This window comes from Roseibium sp., assembly GCF_050301095.1.
GTDB lineage: Bacteria > Pseudomonadota > Alphaproteobacteria > Rhizobiales > Stappiaceae > Roseibium.
Genome location: NZ_JBNKYW010000248.1, coordinates 1 through 22,485 on the forward strand (window position 1 = coordinate 1; position 22,485 = coordinate 22,485).

Here is a 22,485-nt window from a genome sequence, read left to right on the forward strand (position 1 = left end):
GTCATTATGCCGAACACGGCTTGCAGCAGGATGAAGCCGCCGACATGGGCGCCTGCACGGCGCAATTCCGCGCGCCGGCTCACCCGGAACGTGGCGTAGGCCAGCATCAAACCGAGCACCACCAGAACATAGGCCGTCATGCGGTGCTGGAACTGAACGGTCATGACGTTTTCGAAAAAATTTAGCCAGACCGGGCTCATGGCCAACAAGCCACCCGGCACGAACTTCCCGTCCATCAAGGGCCAGGTATTGAAGGTGAGACCCGCGTTGAGGCCGGCGACGAGAGCCCCCAGGAAAAGCTGAAGAAAAACAAGACAGACAAGCAGCATGGCACCACCCGCCAAACGCGACTGCTCTTCCGCTACCGGCTTCCTTAGAGGCGCAAGCCGGCGGGCGATCCAGAAGAGATAGGCGAAGATGATGAAGGCCAGTGTCAGATGAACCGCCAGCCTGTATTGGCTGACGTCCGTGCGGTCCTTCAGTCCGGAGGCCACCATCCACCAGCCGACGGCCCCTTGCAGGCCGCCAAGGGCGAGACCGATCGCAAGCCGCGGTTTCAGCCAGGGTTCGATCCGTCCGGCCATCCAGAAGCCGAGCATGGGAATAAAGAAGGCGAAACCGATAAAGCGGCCGAGCAACCGGTGGCTCCACTCCCACCAGAAGATGAACTTGAATTCCTCAAGGCTCATGCCTTTGTTGATCAGCTGGTATTCCGGGATCTGCCGGTACTTCTCAAGTTCCTCTTCCCACTCGACTTCACTGAGCGGCGGAATGACCCCGTGGATCGGTTTCCACTCGGTGATGGAAAGGCCGGATTCGGTCAGACGCGTCGCCCCGCCGACGACGACCATCGCCAGGATCAGCGCGCACACGAAATAGAGCCACCACCGGATCAAGGTCCGGTTCTGCTGGATCCTGTGCCGCCTGGCAGGAAGCATTTGCCCCGTGCCTTCCCTGGCGCTGTCCGCGATGACATTCATATGCCGGCCCCAATGCGTGCGTAGTTTGAGAACTTGCCTGCCGAAATATAGAGATAGCGGCCCGGCGGCAAGAAGCCTGAGACACTTTGTGGCATTTCCGGCTACACAAAGTTGAAATCGCCCGTGCATCGCAGGGGCCAGCCTACCTCCAACGCATCTGCCGGTCCGGCGCCACCGGACCGGCAACGAAGGACGGCAATCAGGAATTACCGGATGGCGTCATAGCCGGCCTTGAGTTTCCTGATGGCGTCATTGACTTCATCCGCGTTCCTGGCAACTTCTTCGACGATGGTCTTCGCATCCCCTTCCGACAGGGCAATACCCGCCTTCTTCAGCGAGGCGACAAGATCCAATGCCGCTTTCTTCTTGTCCGCCGCCGTGATCTTGATGGCCGCGGGTACGGACGTCAGTGCCTTTACAGCGACCTTCGAAAGAACTGTCCAGACCAGCTTGAGCGCGGTCATGCGTGCGTTGAAGCCGTTCTTGCCGATGGCACCGAGAATCGAGCCCGCGAGCTTGGTAGCCTTCTTGGTGTCTCCCGCCATCCCCTCGGGAATGTTGCGCGCGACATCTGCCCCGAACATGACGACAGCGGCTTTCGTGCCTTTCCAGGCCGCGAACAAGGTCGCGTCCACAATCTTGTCCCACAAGGTCGGGGCATAGGTCTTCAGTGTCTTGCGCGCGGTCAGAACCAGGCTGATTGCCTTGGCCCACTTGGGAAAATTGTCCTTGTTCGCAGCAGTCCACTCCGCAACCTTCAGACTGGCATCCGCGGCGAACACGAACGGATTTGCCGAAGCGACTGCAAGGAGAAACTCCATCTCCATTTCGATAATCACCTGCGTCGACTTCAGTTTCTTGCCGGCATGGGCGATACCGGCATAAAGGATGTCGGTGACAAACCCTTCCCTGTTCTGCCGGTAGATCACCCCTTCCCGGGCAGTGGCCGTGTCAGAGGTAATCTGCTGATAGGTGACGATCCCGTTGGGCTTCAGCTTTCCGCCTTCACGCGTCTCATATTCCATGGCGTGTATGATCAGGCGCTTGCCTTCCGGACCAAGCCAGGTTTCGCCGGCCTTTACGACCGCGAAGCCGCCGGGCGAGGCTGAATCGGCAAATCGCAGGAATCCGCCCGGCCGGGTCGCAGCTATTTCCTTGTCTACCAACGCACGCGGAACCATGGTCGGCCGGGTCGCAGGCTTGGGGTCTTCCTTGGGCTTTTCAGACGAACCGCCGCCGGACGGGCCAGGGTCGTCCGGAAAGTCCGGGATGCTCATACGTTGCCAGATCGACGCCGAGGCCGGATCGTTCATTGCAACAATCGTTCGGCCCGCTGGGTCCACGCGGTAATCGGGGTGCCGGAAGCCGACGACGCTGACCTGAAAGTCCGCAATCATTCCACGGGTTTTCGGACCGCTGATCCCGTCGGGAACAAGATTGGGCCGGGACGCGCCCATAAGTTCGTTCAACCGCGTCTGAACCGCCACCACATCGAGCTTTTCATTCCTGCCCCGGCGCCCCACCGACCCGGTAATTCCGATGGAAGAATTGATCATGTCAAACGCCTTGTCATTTGTGACCTGGTTCGGACTGCGGAGCCAATCGAGTGAACAACAGTTGTCGAGCGCCATAAAATTGCCTGAGGCTGCGCTCTGCCCGGGGCCGTGGCAGCCCGTGCCAAGTCAGAGTTGTTAATCGCTGTCGTTTGAACGGTGAAACGGCCCTTGAAATCTTCGGCGCCGCTTGCCGCAAAAACCGGTTCCGGGCTATAAGCTGCTCCGGAAATCTTCGGTTCTAAGAATTACTTTGGGGATACCCGCCAAGAGTGTCTGTGACCGCTGTCACAAGTTCCCCGGAAGAAAACGGAAACCATCGGTAATGGTCCCCTCATTCAGAAAATTTGTCGGCATGGTCGCACTGGTGGTCTTTGTCGTGGTCTATGCCTTCATCGCCATGGTGATCGGCGACATGACCCTGCAGAAGTCGTCCGAACTTGTGCGCTTCACCTATTTCGGGATTGCCGGACTGATCTGGGTGATCCCGGCCGGAGCCATCATCTGGTGGATGGAAAAAGGCGGGAAAAACCGGACCTGACACCGAACCCGGCCGCAGCCCAACGGGCCACGCGGTAGAGGGCGAAAGGTGCGCCGGTCAGATATTCATCGACAACGGCCGGATCCTGGAAACGGCCATTCAGGGAGACGCGCGGCAGCATCATGGGGTCGCGCGCGTTGACCGATTGCAGCACGCCCGGAAGCGTCGTCACCGACGAGGCAAAGCCGAATTCCCGGATGATGTCCGCGTCGCGCAGGCTGACCGCGTGAGACTTGCCATAGGGATAAGCGAAATGCTTGGGCCGCCGGCCCAGTTCCTCCTCAAGGCGTAGCAGCCCCTTGTTGACGTCGGCCCTGGCCGCGGACTTGTCCAGCCGCGCCATGGCGAAATGCTCGTGAGTATGTGCCCCGATGCTGACCAGCGGATCGGACGCCAGTTGCCGGACTTCGTCCCAATTCATGACCAGACCGTCCGCCAGTGCACGCATGTCGATCCGGTATTTCTCGGCGAGTGCCCGAACGACCGTGCGCTGGTCCAGTTCTCCCAGTTCCAGGGTCAGGTAGTCGACCAGCTTGTTGAAACAGGCGTTCTTTTCCTGAATGCTTCGGCAAGGAATGCCGCTGGTCTCGCCGGCTCGCGTGAAGACGACCTCATCGTTTTCCGCAATGATACGCTCCAGCGCCAGCCACCAAAGCTCGCTGGTCCTGTCGATGAGCCCTGTCGCGATGTAGACGGTGAACGGTGCGTTGAGTTCCTTCAGGATCGGATAGGCAATCTCCAGATTGTCCCGGTAGCCGTCATCGAAGGTCAAGACCGCGTACCGGTGGCTGCCATAGCCCGACTTCAGCAGATCGACCGCCTCGTCCATGGCGATGATTTCATAACCGTTGGCCCGGATACGCTCAATCGCAAGTCGCAGAAAGTCCGGAGTGATTTCAAGATGCCGGTTGGGCTGGAAGGCGTCGTCCCGCGCGGGACGGACATGATGCATCATGAAGACAGCGCCACAACCTTGCGTGATCGGAGCCAGCATGCGTCCGAGCCCGCTTCCATTCAGAAGCCGGAATGCGCGGGACACTGTCTGATGACGTAAGCTCATAGGCCTGTGTAACTACTCTTGAAGAAGATGCCAGTAAGGCACGGTTTCTTTAATATTTATTGCTAAATCTATCGAGACTTGATCCGAACCGCCAGCGTGCCTCCCGGACTTTCCCGCATGTTCGTTCAAAATGGTTTATCCGAAATTTCCGAAACGCTACCGGCTCACTTTGATGAAGCGGAAGACAGAAGCGTGACGGACCCAGCGTTGGAAATACAGGTTTCCGTTTACTCGAGGCTTAACGAAGCCGCGCCCGAGTGGCAACAACTAATGGATGCAGGCTTAACCAATCCCTACCAGTCTGCGCAATGGCTGTCGGCCTGGCAGGCCACACTTGGAAAAGCAAAGGGGATCGAGGCAGCCATAGGGATCGGCCGCTCGCGGGGCCGTCCGGTCGTCATTCTGCCCATGGGTGTCGAAACCGCCGGCGGTATCCGGACGCTGTCCTTCCTCGGCCACCAGAACGGCAACCAGAACACTGGTATCTGGGACAAGGACTTCTATGCCCTGGCAACCCAAGAGCAAATCCGCTTCTTCCTGAACGCGTTGTGTCGGGAAACAAAGGCGGACCTCCTGGCCTTGCAAAACGTTCCGGAAACCTGGCACGGGCGCCCGCATCCGCTGGTCCTGGAAAAGGCCACGAAAAGCCCCAGCCCCATCTTCGTCCGAGCCCTCCCCGATGACTTCGAGGTCCTCTTCAGGGATACGCACTCCAAGTCCTCCCGCAAGAACCTGCTGCGAAAGCAGCGGCACTTGCAGGCCGCGGGTGGCTACAGGGTCGTGAAGGCCACCACGCAGGACGACATTGGGCGAGGACTGGAAGCCTTTCTGTCGCAACGCGCCAGGCGAGCAGCCGAGGCGGGCATTCCCAATGCCTTTTCCGGCTCCACGGCGAGACACTTTCTGGAACGCCTTCTCGGCTGGACTCCCGAGGACGGCGGCGATGCCACCAGAGTTCTTAGCATTTGGTATCTGGAAGTGGACGGTATCATCCGGTCGACTTACCTGTGCAGCGAGTGGGACGGGACCATTCATGCCTACAGCAACAGCGTGGCTCATGACGATTTGCTGCCCAACAGCCCCGGTCTCGTTCTGATCAAGGAAATCATTGACCGGGCCTGCGCCTCCGAGGCGCTTGACACACTCGACCTCGGCCTTGGTGAAGAACGTTACAAGACCACCTGGGCCGATTCCGTGCCGCTCAAGGACAGCTTCGTTTCCGTTACCTTGAAGGGGACCCTGAAGGAACAGCTTGCAAGAGCCGTCTCCAGGACAAAGACCGCGATCCGGTCCTCCGGCTGGATCTGGCCACTGGTCCGCCGTCTCAGAAAATGGAAAGCCGGATAATAGCGGGGATAGTGACCCGGGTTCCGCCGAAGGCGTGATCAGGCCGCGTGCCCGTCGCCGTTCCGGCGCGGTCCCGTTCCGCCCGCAATGACGACTTCCACCTTGGCACCGGTGTTATGGGCAAGCAGATTGGCCGCGCTTTCAAGCTCATGGCCGTGATCGGGTGCGCTCGCGGCGATCAGGACCCTGTCGGCAAAACCGAGCATCCGGGCGCTGGCGAGCGTTCCGTCGATGGCTCCGAGATCCACCACGACGGTCTGATAGGTGGACTTGATGGCCTCGAGCGCCAGTTTGAAGCGATCGGAGTTGACCATGTCGTCGGTTATCGCGAAGCGGCCTGCCTCGATGATGTGAGCCTTCGAGGCGGCGTCCCGGTAAACCACTTTCGCGAACGGCGCGTGGCCTGCCACGATATCGGAAAACCCTTCCGCGGCCTTCTTGTCGGCCTGCTCGGGGAACACTTCCATAACAAGTGCGGACTTGCCGGCCACGGCCGCCTTGCGGACCAGATCAAAGGCCAGGTCGTGCGAAAGCATCTCGTCATCCACGCTCAGAACAACGATACGGCCGGCAGCCTCGATATCTTCGGCCCGTGTCGTCACCACTTCTTCACTGCTGTCGGCTGCCTGCGCCGGCTTGGGTTCTTCCGTGGTCGTGCCCCGTAGGCTGCCGACCCAGTCCGGCGCGACATCGCGGTCGTCTCCGCTCCGCTCCGGCTGCGTCTCACCACTCTCGCGTGGCTCCCGGAGCTTTGACGCGGCCAAGTGATGCGATCTGTTTTCAATCGAACGCGGCTCGGCTTCCGGCAATTCCGCATGGCCGGGCGCGCCCTCGTCCTGCCCGATCGTCTTGTCTCCGAAATCCGTATCCATCCGGTAGCTGGCAACGGTCTGGGTGTATCCCCGCCCCCAGCCGAACGCGCTTTCGGGGCGAGGCTCGTCGCCAACGGAGCGGTCGGCCTGGGCCGCCAATTCCGGCTCGTGGTATTTTCTGCCGTCCCCGGCCGCCGGGGCGTTCATTCTGTAAAGCGCATTGCCACTCAGGAACTCCCGCATCAGCACGAATGCGCACCCCAGGATGAAGGTCACGAGCGCCGCGATTATGGTGCTGGAAGCAATCTTCGGGGAATAGGGTTCGACAGGGACCGAAGCCCTTGAAATAATCCGGGCATCTGCCGGCAGGACCTGTGCGCGAAGGCGGGAATCGGCTTCCTGATAGCTCAACATGAGCTGGTCGAGTTGTGCAGCCTTTGCGTTTGCTTCCCGTTCCAGTTCACTCAGACGGGCCTGATCGGCATTGGAGCGGGCTGCCGCTTTCTTTAACTCTTCCAACCGCGTCTCCAGCGCCAGGGCGCGCTGACTGGCGACCTTGGCGTCGGTCTCCAAGCCCTTGAGCACCTTGCGGGCTTCCGCGCGGATCTGTCTGTCGTAATCGCTGAGCTGGGATTGAAGCGCCTTGAGCTGCGGATGGTTCGGCAGAAGAGTAATGGAGAGTTCGGCGATATTGGACTGGATCTCGACCTGGCGTTCCCGCAAACGCTGGATCAGCGTGGAATTCAGGACATCGCTGGCCGTTTCCAGGGACCCGCCGGAATTGAGCAGTTCGCGGATGAGGTCGGCTTTGGCCTGGGCTTCCGCCTTTGCGGCCTGCGCGGCGGAATAGTCGCTGCTGGTATCCGCAAGCTGTTGCTGATGCAGCGGAATATTGTCGGCCCCGATCAGGAGGTCTGCCCTGGCCCGGAAGTCGGCCACGGCCTTGCGTGCGGCCTGAACTTCCTTTCGCAGTTCGACGATCTGCGGTTCAAGCGCGGCAGAGGCCCTTTCGGTGGTCTGCCGCTTGGCGCTGGATTGGACGGACAGATATTCGTCGACGATCGTGTTGGCAACCTTGGCGGCCAGAACCGGGCTTTCGGCCTCGTAGCTTACGGCAATGACCCGCGATCCTTCGAGACGGTAGACGTCCAGGTTCTCGTAGTAGTGTTCCAGGACCCGCTGTTCGCGGTTGGCATCCGCCGTATTGTTTCCGAGCCCTACGATCGACAGCAGGCCTCCGACCAGCGAGCCGCCATCTGCCCCGAATTCGGATATGGCTGCGAGATTGAGTTTCTGAGCCACCCGGCGGGCAAGATCTGCGGATTTCAGAAGCTGCACCTGGCTGGCAACCCCTTCGCTGTCCAGAAGCGCCCTTTCCTCCTCCGCACCTCTGGCAGCACCGGGAAACTTGTTGTCGGTGCTTTCAATGATGATCCGGGCTTCGCTCTTGTATTTCGGTGCAACGAACTGCAACCCGAGAAAAACCAAGGCGGCAACGATCAGGGACAGCGGAACAAGCCAGGCAAGCGAACGGCCGATCGTGCGCAGCAGACCGCCAAGGTCCAGCGCCATATCGTCATCGGGATGCGTCTGCCGCTCTGCATTCATTGTCAGAATCTCCAAGTTCCGACAAACTATGTCGAATTAGGGTAAGCGATCGGTTAAATTACCTGCGTTTGCGCGCGCCTGGCCGTTAACCATGGTGGAAGCACGTCAGCCTCTCCGCCTGCGACCTGGAAATACCTCTTCACTCTCAATTAACCATAACACGCGATTCTAGCAGTGAATTGTAGGAGAGTCGCTGATGCGAATGAGAGCGCTACTGGTCCTGGGCTTGTGCCTGGGCCTTGCTGCGTGCAGTGGGTACAGGCAGCCGCCGACAGCCTTTCACGAGACGCTGACACAGCCTTACCGCTTGGACTCGAGCGATAAGCTGCGCATCATCGTGTTCGGCCAGGACGACCTGTCGAACACTTATGTTATTGACCAAGCAGGCTATATTTCATTTCCTCTGATCGGAAGCGTTGCCGCTCGCGGCAAGACACAGCAAAGCCTGGCAGCCGAAATCGGGGCCAAATTGCGCAAGGGGTATATCCGCGACCCGGATGTCTCCGTTGAAGTCGACACTTACCGCCCGGTATTCGTAATGGGTGAAGTGCAAAATGCAGGCCAATACAACTATGTTGCCGGCATGACCGTACAGAACGCCATCGCCACGGCAGGCGGTTTCAGCTCCCGCGCCCGACAGGCCGATGTCGACATCACCCGGCAGATCAACGGGGAAATTCTAAACGGCCGTGTGCCCATTTCGGACCCTGTCCGTCCCGGAGACACGATTTACGTCCGCGAACGCTATTTCTAAGGGTCCGCCGGATTAACGGTGGACTCACCTCCCTTTGTTAGGGTGCTTCCTCAAGGCCTCACAGGTTCGCCAAGAAATCTGGAGGTGAAAACAGGGAAATTGCACCATGACAACGACTCCCATGCGGATCGTGCATTGTGTCCGTTCGCCTATTGGCGGAATCTTTCGTCATATCCGGGACCTGGCGGCAGCCCAGGCGGCAGACGGGCACCAGGTCGGACTTATTTGCGACAGCAGCACGGGCAGCACTTTCGACAACCTGCAAATCGAGGATTTGCGGCCGAAACTGGCGCTTGGCGTAGCACGCTTTCCCATGCAACGTCAGCTGACGTTCAAGGATCTGTCGGCAACCCTGTCTCTCTACCGGCATGTCCGGGATCTCAAACCCGATATTCTGCACGGTCACGGAGCCAAGGGCGGCGCCTATGCCCGCCTGATCGGAAGTGCCCTCAGGCTGTCCGGCCAGAAAGTGGAGCGCGTCTATTGTCCGCACGGCGGGAGTCTTCATTATGACCCGCACCGGTTCGAGGGGCGCATCTATCATTCCCTGGAACGCCTGCTCGGCCGCCTCACCGACGGTCTCGTTTTCGTTTCCGACTACGAAGCGTCGGCCTATGAGAGCAAGGTCGGCCGTCCCCGGGCCCAATCGCGGATCGTCTACAACGGTCTGACCGCAGACGAGTTCCAGCCGGTAGAGACCGGCGCGGATGCCGCGGATTTTCTCTATATCGGCATGCTCAGGGACCTGAAGGGCCCCGACCTCTTCATCGAAGCCCTTTACAACATCCGTCTCAAGACCGGGTCGGCCCCGCGGGCCCACATCGTCGGCGAAGGTCCCGATGAAGCGCGTTACCGCACCATGGTCGCCAGATTTGGTCTGGAGAAAGCCATCACGTTTCATGGCGCCCTCCCCGCCCGGGAGGCCTTCAAGCTGGCCAGAAATGTTGTGGTGCCCTCCCGTGCGGAGGCCATGCCCTACATCATTCTCGAGACGGTTGCCGCCGAGCGGCCATTGATCGCAACGCGGGTTGGCGGGATTCCGGAAATTTTCGGCCGCTACGCTCACCGGCTGATCGAACCCGGACATATCGGCAAACTCACAGTCGCAATGGAACGGGCGCTCGCCGAAACCGACCGGATGGAGGCCGAAGCCCGGGAATTGCGCGGTTGCCTCGCCGAGACCTTCTCGACAGACCTCATGAAAGACCGGATCACAACGCTGTATCAGGAACTTCACGGCCTCGTTCCAACTGAGGAAACCCCGGCGCTGCCCGACGGCGTGACCGTCGCTCCCCGCGCCCAGGCCGTCCTTGCCAGATCGAGCAACCGATAATGAATACGCGTGCCTTCAAACATAACGAGCAAATCCCGCCCGCCGCCACTTCCGGCCCCAAGTCCGGACTGGAACAGCGGCTGGAAATGCAGTTGCGGCGAACGGTTCACGGGGTCACCGGCAAGACAAACCTGGAAGTGCTGCCTGCGGCAAATTCGGCCCTGACCCCGGAGGCGATTGAAATCGCTCAGGGGCTCGGCGGCAAAGGGGTTTCCATTCCGGTGTTCACCGGTTTTGTCCGCCTCGCCGATGTCCTCATGATCACGGGTACGGCGCTCGCGACCGCTTTCGCGGGTGGCACGACCGGAGGGTTCGGCCTTGCCGATGTCTTTGTGATCGCCATCGCAACACTGTTCGCGCTCGCCTTTTTCCAGGCCTCGGACGTTTACCAGGTCTCCGTCATGCGCCAGGGACTGTCGCAGCTCGGGCGGGTTGCCGCCGGCTGGACACTGGTCTTTGCCATGTTTGCCGTCCTCCGGTCCGCCACAGGTATCGGGACCGGCATACCGCAAGCATGGATCGGCACCTGGTACGCCTTCGGCCTGACCGGATTGTGCGTGACCCGGATGTTTGTCCTCCATTTCGCCCGCAGCTGGATGAAATCCGGACGGCTGGAGCGGCGTGCCATCATCGTGGGCGGCGGCACCGCGGCACAGGAACTTATCCACGAACTGGAGGCCCAGCCCGGCAACGACATCCGTATCTGCGGCATCTTCGACGACCGGTCGAATGATCGCTCGCCCCCGGTGGTCGCCGGCTATCAGAAACTCGGCAATATCAGCGCCCTTGTCGAATTTGCGCGCCTCGCCCGTATCGACATGCTGATCGTCTGCATTCCGCTACGCGCGGAAAAACGGGTTCTGGAACTTCTGAAGAAACTGTGGGTGCTGCCGGTCGACATCCGCCTGTCCGCCCACACCGACAAGGTCCGCTTCCGCAACCGTGGAGCATCCTTCATCGGTACGGTCCCCTTCGTCGACGTGGTCGAGAAGCCGATTGCCGATTGGGACCTGGTCGCCAAGCGTGTTTTCGACCTCGTCTTCTCGACCCTTGCCATCGCAGCGCTGTTTCCGGTCATGATTGCCACGGCGATTGCGATCAAGCTGGAAAGCAAGGGCCCGGTTCTCTTCAAACAGAAACGCTACGGTTTCAACAACGAGATCATCGAAGTCCTGAAGTTCCGTTCCATGTATACGGAGATGGCGGACCCGGACGCAAAGCAAGTGGTGACCAAGGGCGATCCGCGCGTGACGAAAGTCGGCCGGTTTATCCGAAAGACATCCATCGACGAATTGCCGCAACTGTTCAACGTGCTGGCCGGCAGCCTCTCGCTGGTCGGTCCGCGCCCACACGCGGTCAACGCGCATACGGACAACAAGACCTGGGACGACGTCGTCGACGGTTATTTCGCCCGCCACAAGGTGAAGCCGGGTGTCACCGGCTGGGCCCAGATCAACGGCTGGCGCGGTGAAGTGGACACGCCCGACAAGATCCAGAACCGGGTCGAATGCGATGTCTATTACATCGAGAACTGGTCGATTCTGTTCGATCTGCAGATCCTGTTCCTGACGCCGTTCAGCCTGCTCAACACGGAGAACGCCTATTGAGCGTGATGACCGGCTCATATGACGGCGTGCCCCTGGCGCGCCCGTCTGCCGGTCTTCCGGCCAAAAGCCTCGGAAAGGGCGCCCTCTGGCTGGCCGCGTTTCTGTCCGGTTTCGTTATCGAGGAACCGGCGCCATACGAACTCTACATGGCGTTCCTGTCGATTGTCTGGCTCGCCTGCGGCCTCAAGCTGCGTCGGGAGTTCGGCCCCCTTATCATCTGCATGATGCTCTATGTCGCCGGTGGCGTCGCCTCAATCCCGATGGCACGGGAAATGGGGGATGCGATGATGTATATCGCGGTCTCCAGCTTCCTGGCGGTTACGGCGATCTTTTATGCCGCGATCCTGGCGGACGATCCGCAAAGGTTCCGCATCATTCAGAACGGCTACACCATCAGCGCGGTCCTCGTGGCCGCAATCGGTATTGCGGGATATTTCCACCTGTTTCCGGGAGCCGGCTATTTCACCCTGTATGACAGGGCACGCGGCACCTTTCAGGATCCGAACGTGTTTGGCCCCTTTCTGGTCCTGCCAACCGTCCTCTTGATCCAACGGCTGCTGCGCGACTCGGTCCTGAAGAACCTGCATCTGCTGGTGCCGCTGGCAATCCTTTTGCTTGGCGTTTTCCTGAGCTTCTCGCGCGGTGCCTGGGGCGTTCTGTTCGCGGCCGTTCTTCTGGTCTATTTCCTGGCACTGGTGACGGAGCAGCAGCTTTACCGGCGCACACGGCTGATCCTCCTGGGATTTGCCGGACTGTTCGCCGCCTTTCTCCTCATTGCAGGTGCGCTGTCGATCGATTCCGTCGCCGAAATGTTCGCCGAGCGTGCCAAGCTGGTTCAGGAGTATGATGGTGCCCGCCTCGGCCGTTTTGCGCGCTATTCGCTCGGTTTCCAGATGATGATGGAACATCCCCTCGGCCTCGGTGCCCTGGAGTTCAACAAGTATTTTCCCGAAGACGAGCACAACGTCTACCTGAAGGGCTTCACCACCTACGGCTGGCTGGGCGGCACGGTCTATGTTGCCCTGGCGCTCTGGACCCTTTGCGCGCTGGTCCCCCTCCTTTTCAAGGCTCGTCCCTGGACAGCCTTTACACAGGCGGTTTTCGCCGTCTTTGCCGCGCATCTGATCCTTTCGGCCATCATCGACACCGACCACTGGCGGCACATGTATATGCTCTACGGTCTTGCCTGGGGGCTGATCGCGACAGACAAGATCGAAATGAAAAGGCAACGCAGCCACCGCCCCGCTCCTGCGGCAACGGCTCTGTTGCGCCGCTTCTGAGATGTCTGGGCACAACCTTTTCCCCATCCGCAACAAGCCGCTTGCGCTCGGCAGACGAACAAGCTAGGTAGGGTCCGTTCGGGCAGTAGCGCAGCCTGGTAGCGCACTTCACTGGGGGTGAAGGGGTCGTCGGTTCAAATCCGGCCTGCCCGACCAATCATTTCAGATACTTGGTTTGAAATTTGTGAAACAAACCTTTGAACAAGTGTTCAAAGGTTGCTGGCTCATGCCCACCGTCAGGTAGCCTGGACAAGATCTGACCTGATCCACAGAAGTCCAGAATTCAAGACCACCCGCAAATACCGCTTTAATCCTTGATGCCTCAGACCGGCAGCCTGCCAAGCTGGCTGCTTGCGGGTTGGCCCGACGAACGCAAACGTGTCGCAAGAGGCGGTGTTGTCGGAAACTTATCAGATCAAGCGCCGGGCAATTGAAGGTCAGATGCTTCCAGGCCGGTCTTCCGCTCCTTGGACGGCCAAATGCATGGCCTAGGGGCAGATGAAAACAACGACGCAATACGAATTCCTCCTTCCCTAGAGTTTTATGTTGATTTGTAAGGGCATAACTTAAAAACTGTGTATTGAAAAAACGAGGTGATTGATGTCGAAAAGTGATTCAAACCCAGGTGTTCAACCCCAGTTTTATCAAACGCCGGAACCTGTGGATCCGGTCAAGCATGAGAAGTTGGGTATCAAGTCAAGTTCAGACTACAAGTTTGCAGCACAAGCCAATTCCGTACTTCTCACCGCCATGGAATTCGCCCTGGCGTCGAGAACATACCCTATCGTTTTCACGGCAACTGAAAAACCGTCACCGGTCGCCATTCTGGGCATCCGAAAGGATGAAAACCTGTTTGTAGATCAGGGCAAATGGGAGGAACGGGCATACATTCCCGCCTACGTCAGAAGGTATCCGTTCGCCTTCGTGGAAAACCAGGACAAGTCACGCCTTGTCCTGTGCGTCGACACCTCCGCGGATGCCGTATCGAAGAATGCCAAGACCAAGCTCTTCGAAAACGGCGAAGCCAGCGATTTCACGAAAAAGGCGCTCGAATTCTGCACGTCCTTCCAGACGCAGCACGCAGCGACAGACGTTTTGTGCTCCATGTTGAAAGACAAGGACGTGCTGGTGACGCGTCAGGCAGACGTAACGTTGCCGGACGGGTCAAAAACCTCGGTGACGGATTTCAAGGCGGTCGACGAGGAGAAGTTCAACTCGCTTCCTGATGAGGATTTTCTCGAGTTTCGCAAGAAAGGACTCTTGCCCTTTGTCTATTTCCACCTGATGTCGTTGGCGAACTTCAGGGATCTGGCCGCGAGAGCAGGAACGAAAAGCTGAAGCGATGGCCGGAGCCGCCAGTCAGGAACCGGGAAAGCTGACCGTGCAGACCTGTCCAGCCGGCAATTTGCTGTCGGCATTGGGCAATGCCAGCCGGACGCCGAAGGTTCCGCTGGCGGCATCGAAAACCTGATCGACGACGACCACACGCGCCTTGTAGGATCCGGGCGTTGCCCCTTCAAGCCGGATTTCGGCCTGCCTGCCGGGAACGATGTCGGAATACATTTTTACCGGCAGGAATGTCTCGACCATCAGAGGATCGAGACTTGCGATCGTGACGATGTACGTCTGCTCGTGGATGAACTCGCCCGGGGACAGCACCCTTTCCGTCACAACGCCGGATATCGGGCTCAGGATGGAGCGTTCCGCCAACAGCCTCTGGGACCGTTTGAGTTCAAGTTTTGCCAGTTGCTGCTCGACAGTCAGGCGTTCGATTTCGCGCAAACCGATCTCCAGTTCCGCCCGGAGTTCGTCGAGCCTCTGAGCTGTTCCGACGCCTTTCTTGAACAGCGTTTCGGCGCGCTGAAGCTCCTTGCGTAACACGCCGTTGCGAGCCTTCTGAGCATCCAGCTGCGCCGTGCTTTCGGCTCTGAGCCGGTTGATTTCCACCAGCACGTCCTGCCCCTCGACTGCCAGCTTTGCGATTGCATCGCCTTTTTCCACCCTGTCGCCGCGATCCACCGACACTTCGGCAAGTACACCGGAAATCGCGCTGCTGACTCTGACCACACGCGAGGGATCGACAACACAGTCATATGTCTGTGCCCGGGCCGTCAGGCTGCCCGACAACAGCAAGCCCAATGCAAGGAAACTGCCGAGAAATATCGTGAGCTGCCGGTCCAGGCCGTTCATTTTCACCATCTTTTCTTCCTATTCCCCCCGTCCGGCGAAGGCCAGTTTTTCGCCCATGGCCTTGTCTGCATTCAGGAGATCATACCGCATGCGCATGTGAAGGTTCTCGGTCTGCATCTGCGCATGCCGGAAGGCCAGGCGTCCGACCCACATGCCAAGGACCGGCAGGAGACGCCGTGCCAGGGCCGCAAGCAGACGGTTCCCGTCGAGCGTCATCAGCGTGTCGTCCAGTGACACCCAGGTTTCGAAGTAACCGGGGTCCCCCTGACGCCCGCACCGTCCGGCGAGCTGCCGGTCTATTCTCCTGGCATCATGATACTCGGTCATGATGACATGCAATCCGCCCGCTTCCACCGCGCCGGATCCGAGTTTGATATCGGTACCGCGTCCGGCCATGTTGGTCGCAACGGTCACCGCGCCGCACTCGCCGGCGGCAGCCACGATGTTTGCTTCTTCCGCGTCCTGCTCCGCATTCAGGACGACATGTGCAATGCCGATTGACGTGAGGGCCGCGCTTGCCCTGCGGGATGCCTCGACCGACCTTGTCCCTATGAGCACCGGCGCGCCGGTCGCGTTGAATTCTGCCACTCGCCCGGCGACTTTTTCCCACTTTTCCTCATCGGTCAGGACGACGCGTGCCGCACGGGTCCTGACCCTGGGCGGGCGGTTGGTCGGAATCTTCCGGACCGGAAGCCTGTAGACGTTCCACAGTTCCCGTCTCACTTCGTCGATCGTGCCGCTCATTCCCGCCATTCGGCAGTAGCGTCGGAAAAACCTCTGGTAGGTCATGCGCGCCACCGTTCCGCGCGGAACAGTCGGCTCGCAGCCCTCCTTCAGTTCGATCATCTGATGGAGACCGGCGCTCCAGAAACGATCCTCCATGATCCGACCGGTATACTCGTCGATAATCCTGATCTTGTCGTCCGTCACCAGATAATGATGGTTCCGCTGAAAGAAGTGCAGCGCCGTCAGTGCCTGTGTGACCAGTTCCTCCCGCGCAATCGCATTGGCCCATATGCCCTTCAGTTCGCCGAGTTCGTCCTCGGCCCTCAAGGCGCCCTGCCTGGTCAACTGGGCCAACCGCTCCCGCTTCAGAAGCAGGAAATCATCGCCTGAGACAAGCTTTCCGGCAAAATCCAGTGCTGTTTGCCTGTCGGCATTGTCCACGCTGTCCCGAACTTCCCGGGACAGAATAAGCGGCGTCCGCGCTTCATCCACCAATACGCTGTCGACCTCGTCCAGAATGGCGAAGTGCAGCCCGCGCAACAAGGTGTCCCGTCCAGCCCCGCTTCCCTTCAGGAAACGCTCGGATTTCAGGCGAATGTCATTGTCTTCCTCACCAAGAACAAGACGGTCTCGCAGGTGATCAAACGCAAGGTCCTTGTTGGTGCAGTAGGTTACGTCGCAGTCATATGCCCTTCGGCGTTCATCCGGCTGCATGCCGCCTTTGACCACACCGACACTTAACCCGAAGAACTCGAACACCGGGCCGAGAAATTCCGCATCGCGCCGGGCCAGGTAGTCGTTCACCGTCACGACGTGAACGGGAAAGCCGCTCAATGCCACGGCCACCGCCGGCAGCGCCGCGATCAGTGTCTTCCCTTCCCCTGTCCGGACTTCCACCAGGCGTCCGCGCAGCATTTCCAGTCCGGCCAACAGCTGGACGTCATAAAGACGCATTCCGAGCTTGCGGTGAACCACTTCACTCACGAGCGCGAAACAGCGGACGGTCTCGCCGGCACTCAGACGCTCCTGCATATGGATGTCCCGCCGGAGGTTGCGAACCATCTCGTGCAATTCCGGGTCGGACAGGTTGGTCAGATCCGCTTCACGATGCCTTATGCGCCTGACCAGTCTGCGAAGGCTGCCGGACCGGTACCGCAGGGGATTGAGCGCCTGCGTCCGGCCAGCCAACCTTATGGCGAGCCTTTCGATCAGGCCTTCGGCGGGCCAGTGCCGTACCGGATAGGGCGCCAATCCCGGCACCGCGATGGTCTTGCTGTCAGACATCCAGCGTCGCCAACAAAAGTTGTCTTGCCGAGCGCAGCATACGCCAGGCAACGGGTTCGTTACCGTGTCCGAAGCGGACGTAGGCACGCAGGCCTGCGGGAACCCTCACCTGTTCGCCTTCCAATGTGACGTCGAACTGGAAGACTTCCTGCAAGGGTGTCAGTCCCGAGCCATCGGCAGGATCGGTCAGAATTTTGCCTCCGTGCTGTGCGCTCAGGGCAATATCGGGCAATCGGTTCACCGCCGAAGGTGCATCGGCAATCAGACGGGCCGGACGAACGGCTTCCAGGTTTCCGGCGAAACGAAGCTGAACATCCCTTGTGTTGTATCTGATCAGATCGACGTCCTGCTGCCGGACAACAAGCCGCACAATCGGATCATCGACCGTGGACACGAGACCGAGTTCCTCGCCCTTGGCGTAATACCGTCCCTCAAGATCGTCGGCGTCCGGCAAAACGAACTGGCCGGTGATCGGAGCCACAATGATCAGATCCGACAGGCTTTTGCGAAGGGAAGATATGGCGCCCTCTATGTTCTGGATCTGGCCACGGATCAGCTGTACCTGCACACGGTCGGTTACCGCGCTTGCCGTCAGCCTGATGTCCAGTTCGGCGCGCTGCGCTTCCAGGATCGTGAGCTGGGTCCGCAGGTCCGGGTTGGTCATGCGGATAAGCGGCGTGCCTGCCGTGACATGATCGTTCGGTTCTACCAGGATGTTCGTGATGATGCCGTCCGTCTGGGTCCTGACCTTTGCATTCGGAGGGAGCCACACAACGCCCTCCACAATGGTGCCGTAAGGCACCGGCAACACGAAAAGCAGGCCGGCCAGAGCTGCAACTCCTCCGGCTGTCATGGTCACGGCGCGGCTTCGGTTGCGCCGCAATTTCGGAGATGTCAGGAGAAAGCGCAGCCCCTTCGCGACCGGAAGGATCAACATGCTGAAGACCGGCCAGACCGCAAGCGCAATTCCGATGAAGAAAAACTTGGTGGCGATGAACAGCGCGATCCCGATCATGATCGTCATTCGGTAGAAGAAAGAAGCGATGGCGTAGAGCAAGAACCAGCCTTTTTCACCGGCAGCCGTCACCGGCGTTTCGACGTCCCGCAGCCCGAGCACATATTTCTGCAACAGGTACAGGAAATACTTGTTCGCTCTGGACCCCAGGTTCGGGATTTCCAGAAGGTCGCAGAGGACATAATAGCCATCGAATCGCAGCAGCGGATTTCCGTTGAAGAACAGAGTGGAAACGCCGCCGATAAGCATGGTGTTGAAAGCGATGGCCCGAACCCAGCCCTCCTCGACGTTGATCCAGACGATCATGGCGACCGCGGCAAGCGCAAGCTCGACCATGATGCCGGCGCCGCCGACAATCGCCCGCCGCGTCTTTTCCGGAAACGCAAGGGTCGAAGAGCCGTCCACATAGGGAACCGGCATGAACACGAGGAACATGAGGCCTATTTCGTGCACTTCGCCCTGCCATCGCTTGATGGCATACGCGTGACCCAGTTCGTGCAACGCCTTGATGAAGGGATAGACGAGAAGGATCAGAAAGGCGTTCTGAACCGTCAGCACCCGATCCGCCAGGTCGCCCGTCAATGCTGCCCAGTTCATGCCTGCCAGCGTCACCCCGGTTGCCAGCAAGGCGAGCCAGAGGAGAAAGCCGGTGACCCCGAACAAGGGTTTCACCAGCCACATGGTGTGTTGCAGAAACCGGTCCGGATCCAGCAGGGGCAGCCGCAGCGCCAGTGGATTGCGGACATGCATCATGAAATGGGTGAATTCACCTTTTCTTGCCCGTTTGTCGAGTTCCGACAGATCCGGTGGAACGCTGCCCGACAGGAGATCCGCGGCATGCAACTGGGCAAGCAGGCTGATGCACTCTTCCTGTGTCGGCTGATCGCGTCCCAGCCGGTCGCCAAGCATTTTCCAGATTTCATCGACCGTCCGGCGGCCGTCCATGAGGCACAGCATGAGATATCCGGCCGGCGACAGCCGGTGGTAACGACCGCCCTGCTGATCCTGCATCACGTACCAGACGCCACCCCGAAACTTCTGCCGATGAACTTCCAGGTGGCTGCGCAGGCGAGGAACAAGTTCAGCCACCCGGTACCATGACGATGAAAACATGGATTTCGCCATGGCGCCCTCTAATTGATCCAGCGCCAGATTGCCAGGCGGCCCCAATCGAGAACCGGCCTTATCCAGACCCAGACCAGCGGCCTCTCTTCCACGTCGATTTTGCCGACACCTTCCATCCCCGGCCGGAGCCGGTCCTGATTGCCCTCCAGCGCGGCTTCGACCATGAATGCCATGCCCCCGTCGACCGGCTGGGCAACGGGCGTGATCTTTCGCACGGTCATCGGGAAAGTGGTGTCAGGGAGCGACGAAACCACCAGATTTCCGGTTTGCCCCACCGCAACGTCGTCGATCTGTGTTTCCTTGACCCCCAGGATCACGCGGTAGCTGTCCAGAGGCGCGATTTCCATCAGGGTCTCGCCCTTCTTGACGGCCGCCCCGATTTTCTGGCTCTGGTCGCCGGAAATGACCAGACCGGCGAACGGCGCCTTCAGTCGCGCTCTTAGAAGTTGTTCATCGACAAGTTTGATTTGCGCATTGGCCTGATCGATCTTCGTCCTGGCTATCTTGATTTCAGTGCGGTCCCGGTCACTGAGCGCCTTGTCGTAGAGCTGCTTCTGGCGGTCGCGTTCGGTGGCCCATTTCAGCCGTTCCAGCACGAGGTCCCGATCGTCCAGCGCCACAAGCAGTTCGCCCGCCTCGACGGTATCGCCGGGGCGCACCTCGACTTTGCCGATAAAGCCGTCGAATGGCGCTGCGACGACGCGCTGAATGGTTCCTTCCAGTCTCGCGTCAGCAGTAACCCGGTACTCGGTCCTTGCAAAGGACAGGAAAACCACCACAAGCAATGCTGCCAGCAATCCCAGTTTTCGTCCGAAATACCTCGGACCTACAATCGATCTTGCAAGGTTCGTCAGGCTTTCCCAGAGCTTGACGATGATCAGCCGGTCGTTCTCCCGTTTTTCCTGCAGGATGGGCGCAACACATGTGGAAACATAATCAAGCGTCTCGATTTCCGATTTCGTGAATGGCCGGTCTTCGGTGCTGCGCTCAAGCGTCAGCGCACCGATGAACCTGTCCGCCACGAAAAGCGGAAGCGTGAGAATGGACCTGGCCTTGTGAGCACTGGCCAGTTCCTGATGCGCGCGCGTGGCAACAGCGTCGTCCGGATCGGCCGGGAAAACGATCATCGCCCGCTGATCCAGCGCCTCGTCCATGGCAGAACCGATCATGCGGACCAGATTCATTTCCTTGGAAAACCGTGCTGTTTTGGAAATTACCGTCACCTTCACGTGACGGCGGCCGGAAAATCCGAGGCTTACGCGTTCGCAATCGAACCGGGCCGCCAGATCCGACACGAACGACAAGCATGCCGCACGGAACCGCCGCTCGGAAAGCGTCGCTGCGAACAGCTTCAGCGCGGTGTTTGTCCGCGTGTTCTGCTCCCGGGACAGGGACAGCTCCGCCTGCAGGAGAGCTTCACGCACCCAGGGAACCGCCCACTGAACCTCCCTGAATGCGCGCTTCAGCCTTTCGGAATCCGCCTCCGAAACGGTGATCGCGATTACACCTGCGAGCGTGCCGTTGAGAGTGACCGGACAGGACAGCTCCGCAAAGCGCTCCGGCGTGCCGGAACGCGGCAGAACCAAGCCCTGATTTCCGTCCAGGCTTTTCTGGGCGGCTGATGTCAACTCCTCCGGAAGCGCAATACCCTGAGGCCAGACCGCCACCGGCGCAAATTCGTTCTGCCCCGCCTCCTTGAGAACCACCACGGCGGCAGTGACCTGCCCGATCCGTTCAGCCATAAGCGCGAGCATCGCGAACAGGCGGCTCTTGGAATCGGTTTCAGAAGACAGGGCTTTCCAGAGGGTTTGTTCCAGATAGGAAAGATTTCCCTCGTCAGCAGTTTGATGCGTCTGAGGCCCCAGTGTCATGACCTCCGCTGGATCGTCGCTCCACGCGACGTGTCTTTGTTGCCCTCCAGGGCCGTCCAGTTGATGCGATTGTTTCCTTCATTGCCGCCGTCGGCATGATGGTCGGACGCAGTCCTGTTACCGGCCGGCGGGAGAGTCAGGAGTTCCATGTCAGCCAACATCGACGGATTTCCGCTTTGAAGTTTGTTCAATCCGTCAACTGTAACACCGAATTTTGCCAGTGCGTCAAATCCGACAAATTCTCCAAACTGCTCCACGAAGACCAGGCCCTGCGCAGTACCCGCAGACTGCTCCTGTTCATCGGTTTCGAGGGATGACAGGGAAGCGTCTGGCAGCCTGCGCTCTCCTGCCGCCATCGTTTCCTGCATCACGCTGTCTTCCGAGCTGTCGTGCCCGAAGCCGACCAGGTGGCCGATTTCATGAACCAGAACGCTCAGGAGGTCGACACCCTGTGCCGCGGCACGCAATCCGGATGCCACAAGGCCAGCATCGGTGTTCTCGAATTCCTCGTTGAGGTGAGGCGTTTCATCGACGAACCAGCCCTGGCCGGCGGCATTCCGATCAAGAAGGATCGTATTGCCGGACGCCAGTCCGAGCCCGCCGCTTTCCAGATCCGTCACCTTGACGTTGATATCGAAATCATCGGCCAGGCCCCAGTACGACAGCGCGGCTGAAAGGCTTGCCTGCAGATCTGCTTCGCTGATCTCGGTGACATTCTCGTTCGCGATCGAACCGGACGCATCAAGGGTCAAAGCGCTCCAGGTGGACGTGTTTCCATGTTGATCGAGGTCGGCGCCGTAGTTGTTGTAATCATCCCACTGGTTTTTCAATGTGTTGATTTGTTTAGCGTTTCCACTGTCGATTGCGATCTGCGTCGCCTCGATGACCTGCGATGCCGTCATCGGATAGGCGACCGTGCCGTGCGTGGCATTCAGCAACGCCGCCACGGAATGGCGCATCAAGGCGTTGATGCCACCGCCATTGAGCCCGAGGGCGTCGACGAGCGAGACGTCTTCGAGCCCGTAGGCCTCGAGCCCGCTGAAGATGGAGCTCAGCGGATCGCCCGGATTGTAGATCAGGGTACCGTCGTTCGCGCGCGGCCAGGCGGCCGCGTCCCATACGATTGCATTGTTCTTCCAGAAGCCAGGTGTCAGCCCCTCCCCGGTTGTCTGACCGTTGAGATTATTGAGATCGGTATCGGAGACCGTTTCACCGGAAATGGAGCCCTGGGCAGTTACCATGCCTTCATTGACGTAGAACCCTTCACTCACCTGGTGGTCCGCAACGCCCTCGGACGTGTAGAGCCAGGTCTCGTCGGGGTTCAAAATGCCGTCGTGGTTTGTGTCGCCGAGATTGAACCCGTTCACATCGTTCACGGACGCAGCCAGGAAGTCGTCGC

General features: G+C 59.5%; 16 protein-coding genes and 1 tRNA gene. 8 read left to right on the plus strand and 9 right to left on the minus strand.

Features of this window, described 5'->3' with window-relative positions; translation table 11 throughout:
• Both ACQY7U_RS21370 and ACQY7U_RS21375 read right to left on the minus strand, forming a co-directional pair.
• On the minus strand, nt 1–980 hold a 980-nt coding region (locus ACQY7U_RS21370; RefSeq protein ID WP_428649059.1), incomplete at its 3' end, for a COX15/CtaA family protein.
• A 206-nt stretch (nt 981–1,186) separates the two neighbouring features.
• A complete protein-coding gene (locus tag ACQY7U_RS21375; protein ID WP_428649062.1) occupies nt 1,187–2,536 on the minus strand; it encodes a peptidoglycan-binding domain-containing protein in 1,350 nt (449 codons plus the stop codon).
• A 322-nt stretch (nt 2,537–2,858) separates the two neighbouring features.
• Between ACQY7U_RS21375 and ACQY7U_RS21380 the strand changes: the two genes are divergently transcribed.
• Complete coding sequence (locus ACQY7U_RS21380; RefSeq protein ID WP_428649064.1) at nt 2,859–3,074, plus strand: DUF2842 domain-containing protein; 216 nt, start codon at nt 2,859–2,861, stop codon at nt 3,072–3,074.
• Here the strand turns inward: ACQY7U_RS21380 and ACQY7U_RS21385 are convergent.
• Nucleotides 3,034–4,068: a polysaccharide deacetylase family protein gene (locus ACQY7U_RS21385; RefSeq protein WP_428649067.1), complete on the minus strand. Its 1,035-nt coding sequence runs from the start codon at nt 4,066–4,068 to the stop codon at nt 3,034–3,036. The genes ACQY7U_RS21380 and ACQY7U_RS21385 overlap by 41 nt on opposite strands.
• A gap of 336 nt (nt 4,069–4,404) precedes the next feature.
• Here ACQY7U_RS21385 and ACQY7U_RS21390 point away from each other — a divergent pair, with 336 nt between their 5' ends.
• A complete protein-coding gene (locus ACQY7U_RS21390) occupies nt 4,405–5,481 on the plus strand; it encodes a GNAT family N-acetyltransferase (protein ID WP_428649070.1) in 1,077 nt (358 codons plus the stop codon).
• Between the two features lie 38 nt (nt 5,482–5,519).
• Here the strand turns inward: ACQY7U_RS21390 and ACQY7U_RS21395 are convergent, their stop codons facing one another.
• Nucleotides 5,520–7,901 (minus strand): Wzz/FepE/Etk N-terminal domain-containing protein, encoded by a 2,382-nt coding sequence (locus ACQY7U_RS21395; RefSeq protein WP_428649073.1) that lies wholly within the window; start codon nt 7,899–7,901, stop codon nt 5,520–5,522.
• A 196-nt stretch (nt 7,902–8,097) separates the two neighbouring features.
• Here ACQY7U_RS21395 and ACQY7U_RS21400 point away from each other — a divergent pair, with 196 nt between their 5' ends.
• From ACQY7U_RS21400 to ACQY7U_RS21425, 6 genes are all read left to right on the plus strand, one after another.
• Nucleotides 8,098–8,655 carry a polysaccharide biosynthesis/export family protein gene (locus ACQY7U_RS21400; protein ID WP_428649075.1) on the plus strand — a complete coding sequence of 186 codons (558 nt, stop codon included), beginning with the start codon at nt 8,098–8,100 and terminating at the stop codon, nt 8,653–8,655.
• A 106-nt stretch (nt 8,656–8,761) separates the two neighbouring features.
• The gene (locus ACQY7U_RS21405) at nt 8,762–9,988 is read left to right on the plus strand and encodes a glycosyltransferase (RefSeq protein ID WP_428649078.1); all 1,227 of its coding nucleotides are present in this window, start codon (nt 8,762–8,764) and stop codon (nt 9,986–9,988) included.
• On the plus strand, nt 9,988–11,595 hold the full coding sequence (locus ACQY7U_RS21410) for an undecaprenyl-phosphate glucose phosphotransferase (protein ID WP_428649080.1): 1,608 nt from the start codon (nt 9,988–9,990) through the stop codon (nt 11,593–11,595). Before ACQY7U_RS21405 ends, ACQY7U_RS21410 begins: the two co-directional genes overlap by 1 nt.
• A 5-nt stretch (nt 11,596–11,600) precedes the next feature.
• Nucleotides 11,601–12,875: an O-antigen ligase family protein gene (locus ACQY7U_RS21415; protein WP_428649101.1), complete on the plus strand. Its 1,275-nt coding sequence runs from the start codon at nt 11,601–11,603 to the stop codon at nt 12,873–12,875.
• A gap of 79 nt (nt 12,876–12,954) precedes the next feature.
• A tRNA-Pro gene (locus ACQY7U_RS21420) sits at nt 12,955–13,031 on the plus strand.
• 444 nt (nt 13,032–13,475) lie between these two features.
• Nucleotides 13,476–14,213: a SapC family protein gene (locus ACQY7U_RS21425; protein WP_428649083.1), complete on the plus strand. Its 738-nt coding sequence runs from the start codon at nt 13,476–13,478 to the stop codon at nt 14,211–14,213.
• A gap of 21 nt (nt 14,214–14,234) precedes the next feature.
• On the opposite strand, the gene ACQY7U_RS21430 is transcribed toward ACQY7U_RS21425, so the two are convergent.
• The 5 genes from ACQY7U_RS21430 to ACQY7U_RS21450 all read right to left on the minus strand — a co-directional run.
• Nucleotides 14,235–15,074 (minus strand): efflux RND transporter periplasmic adaptor subunit, encoded by an 840-nt coding sequence (locus tag ACQY7U_RS21430; protein ID WP_428649086.1) that lies wholly within the window; start codon nt 15,072–15,074, stop codon nt 14,235–14,237.
• A gap of 9 nt (nt 15,075–15,083) precedes the next feature.
• The gene (locus ACQY7U_RS21435) at nt 15,084–17,075 is read right to left on the minus strand and encodes a DEAD/DEAH box helicase (RefSeq protein ID WP_428649089.1); all 1,992 of its coding nucleotides are present in this window, start codon (nt 17,073–17,075) and stop codon (nt 15,084–15,086) included.
• A complete protein-coding gene (locus tag ACQY7U_RS21440; protein WP_428649092.1) occupies nt 17,068–19,203 on the minus strand; it encodes a PqqD family peptide modification chaperone in 2,136 nt (711 codons plus the stop codon). The genes ACQY7U_RS21435 and ACQY7U_RS21440 overlap by 8 nt, the downstream gene beginning before the upstream one ends.
• Before the next feature lie 20 nt (nt 19,204–19,223).
• Nucleotides 19,224–21,086, minus strand: coding sequence for an efflux RND transporter periplasmic adaptor subunit (locus ACQY7U_RS21445; RefSeq protein ID WP_428649095.1), 1,863 nt, complete (start codon nt 21,084–21,086; stop codon nt 19,224–19,226).
• The coding region (locus ACQY7U_RS21450; RefSeq protein ID WP_428649098.1) for a matrixin family metalloprotease at nt 21,083–22,485 on the minus strand (1,403 nt) is incomplete at its 5' end. The genes ACQY7U_RS21445 and ACQY7U_RS21450, both read right to left, overlap by 4 nt.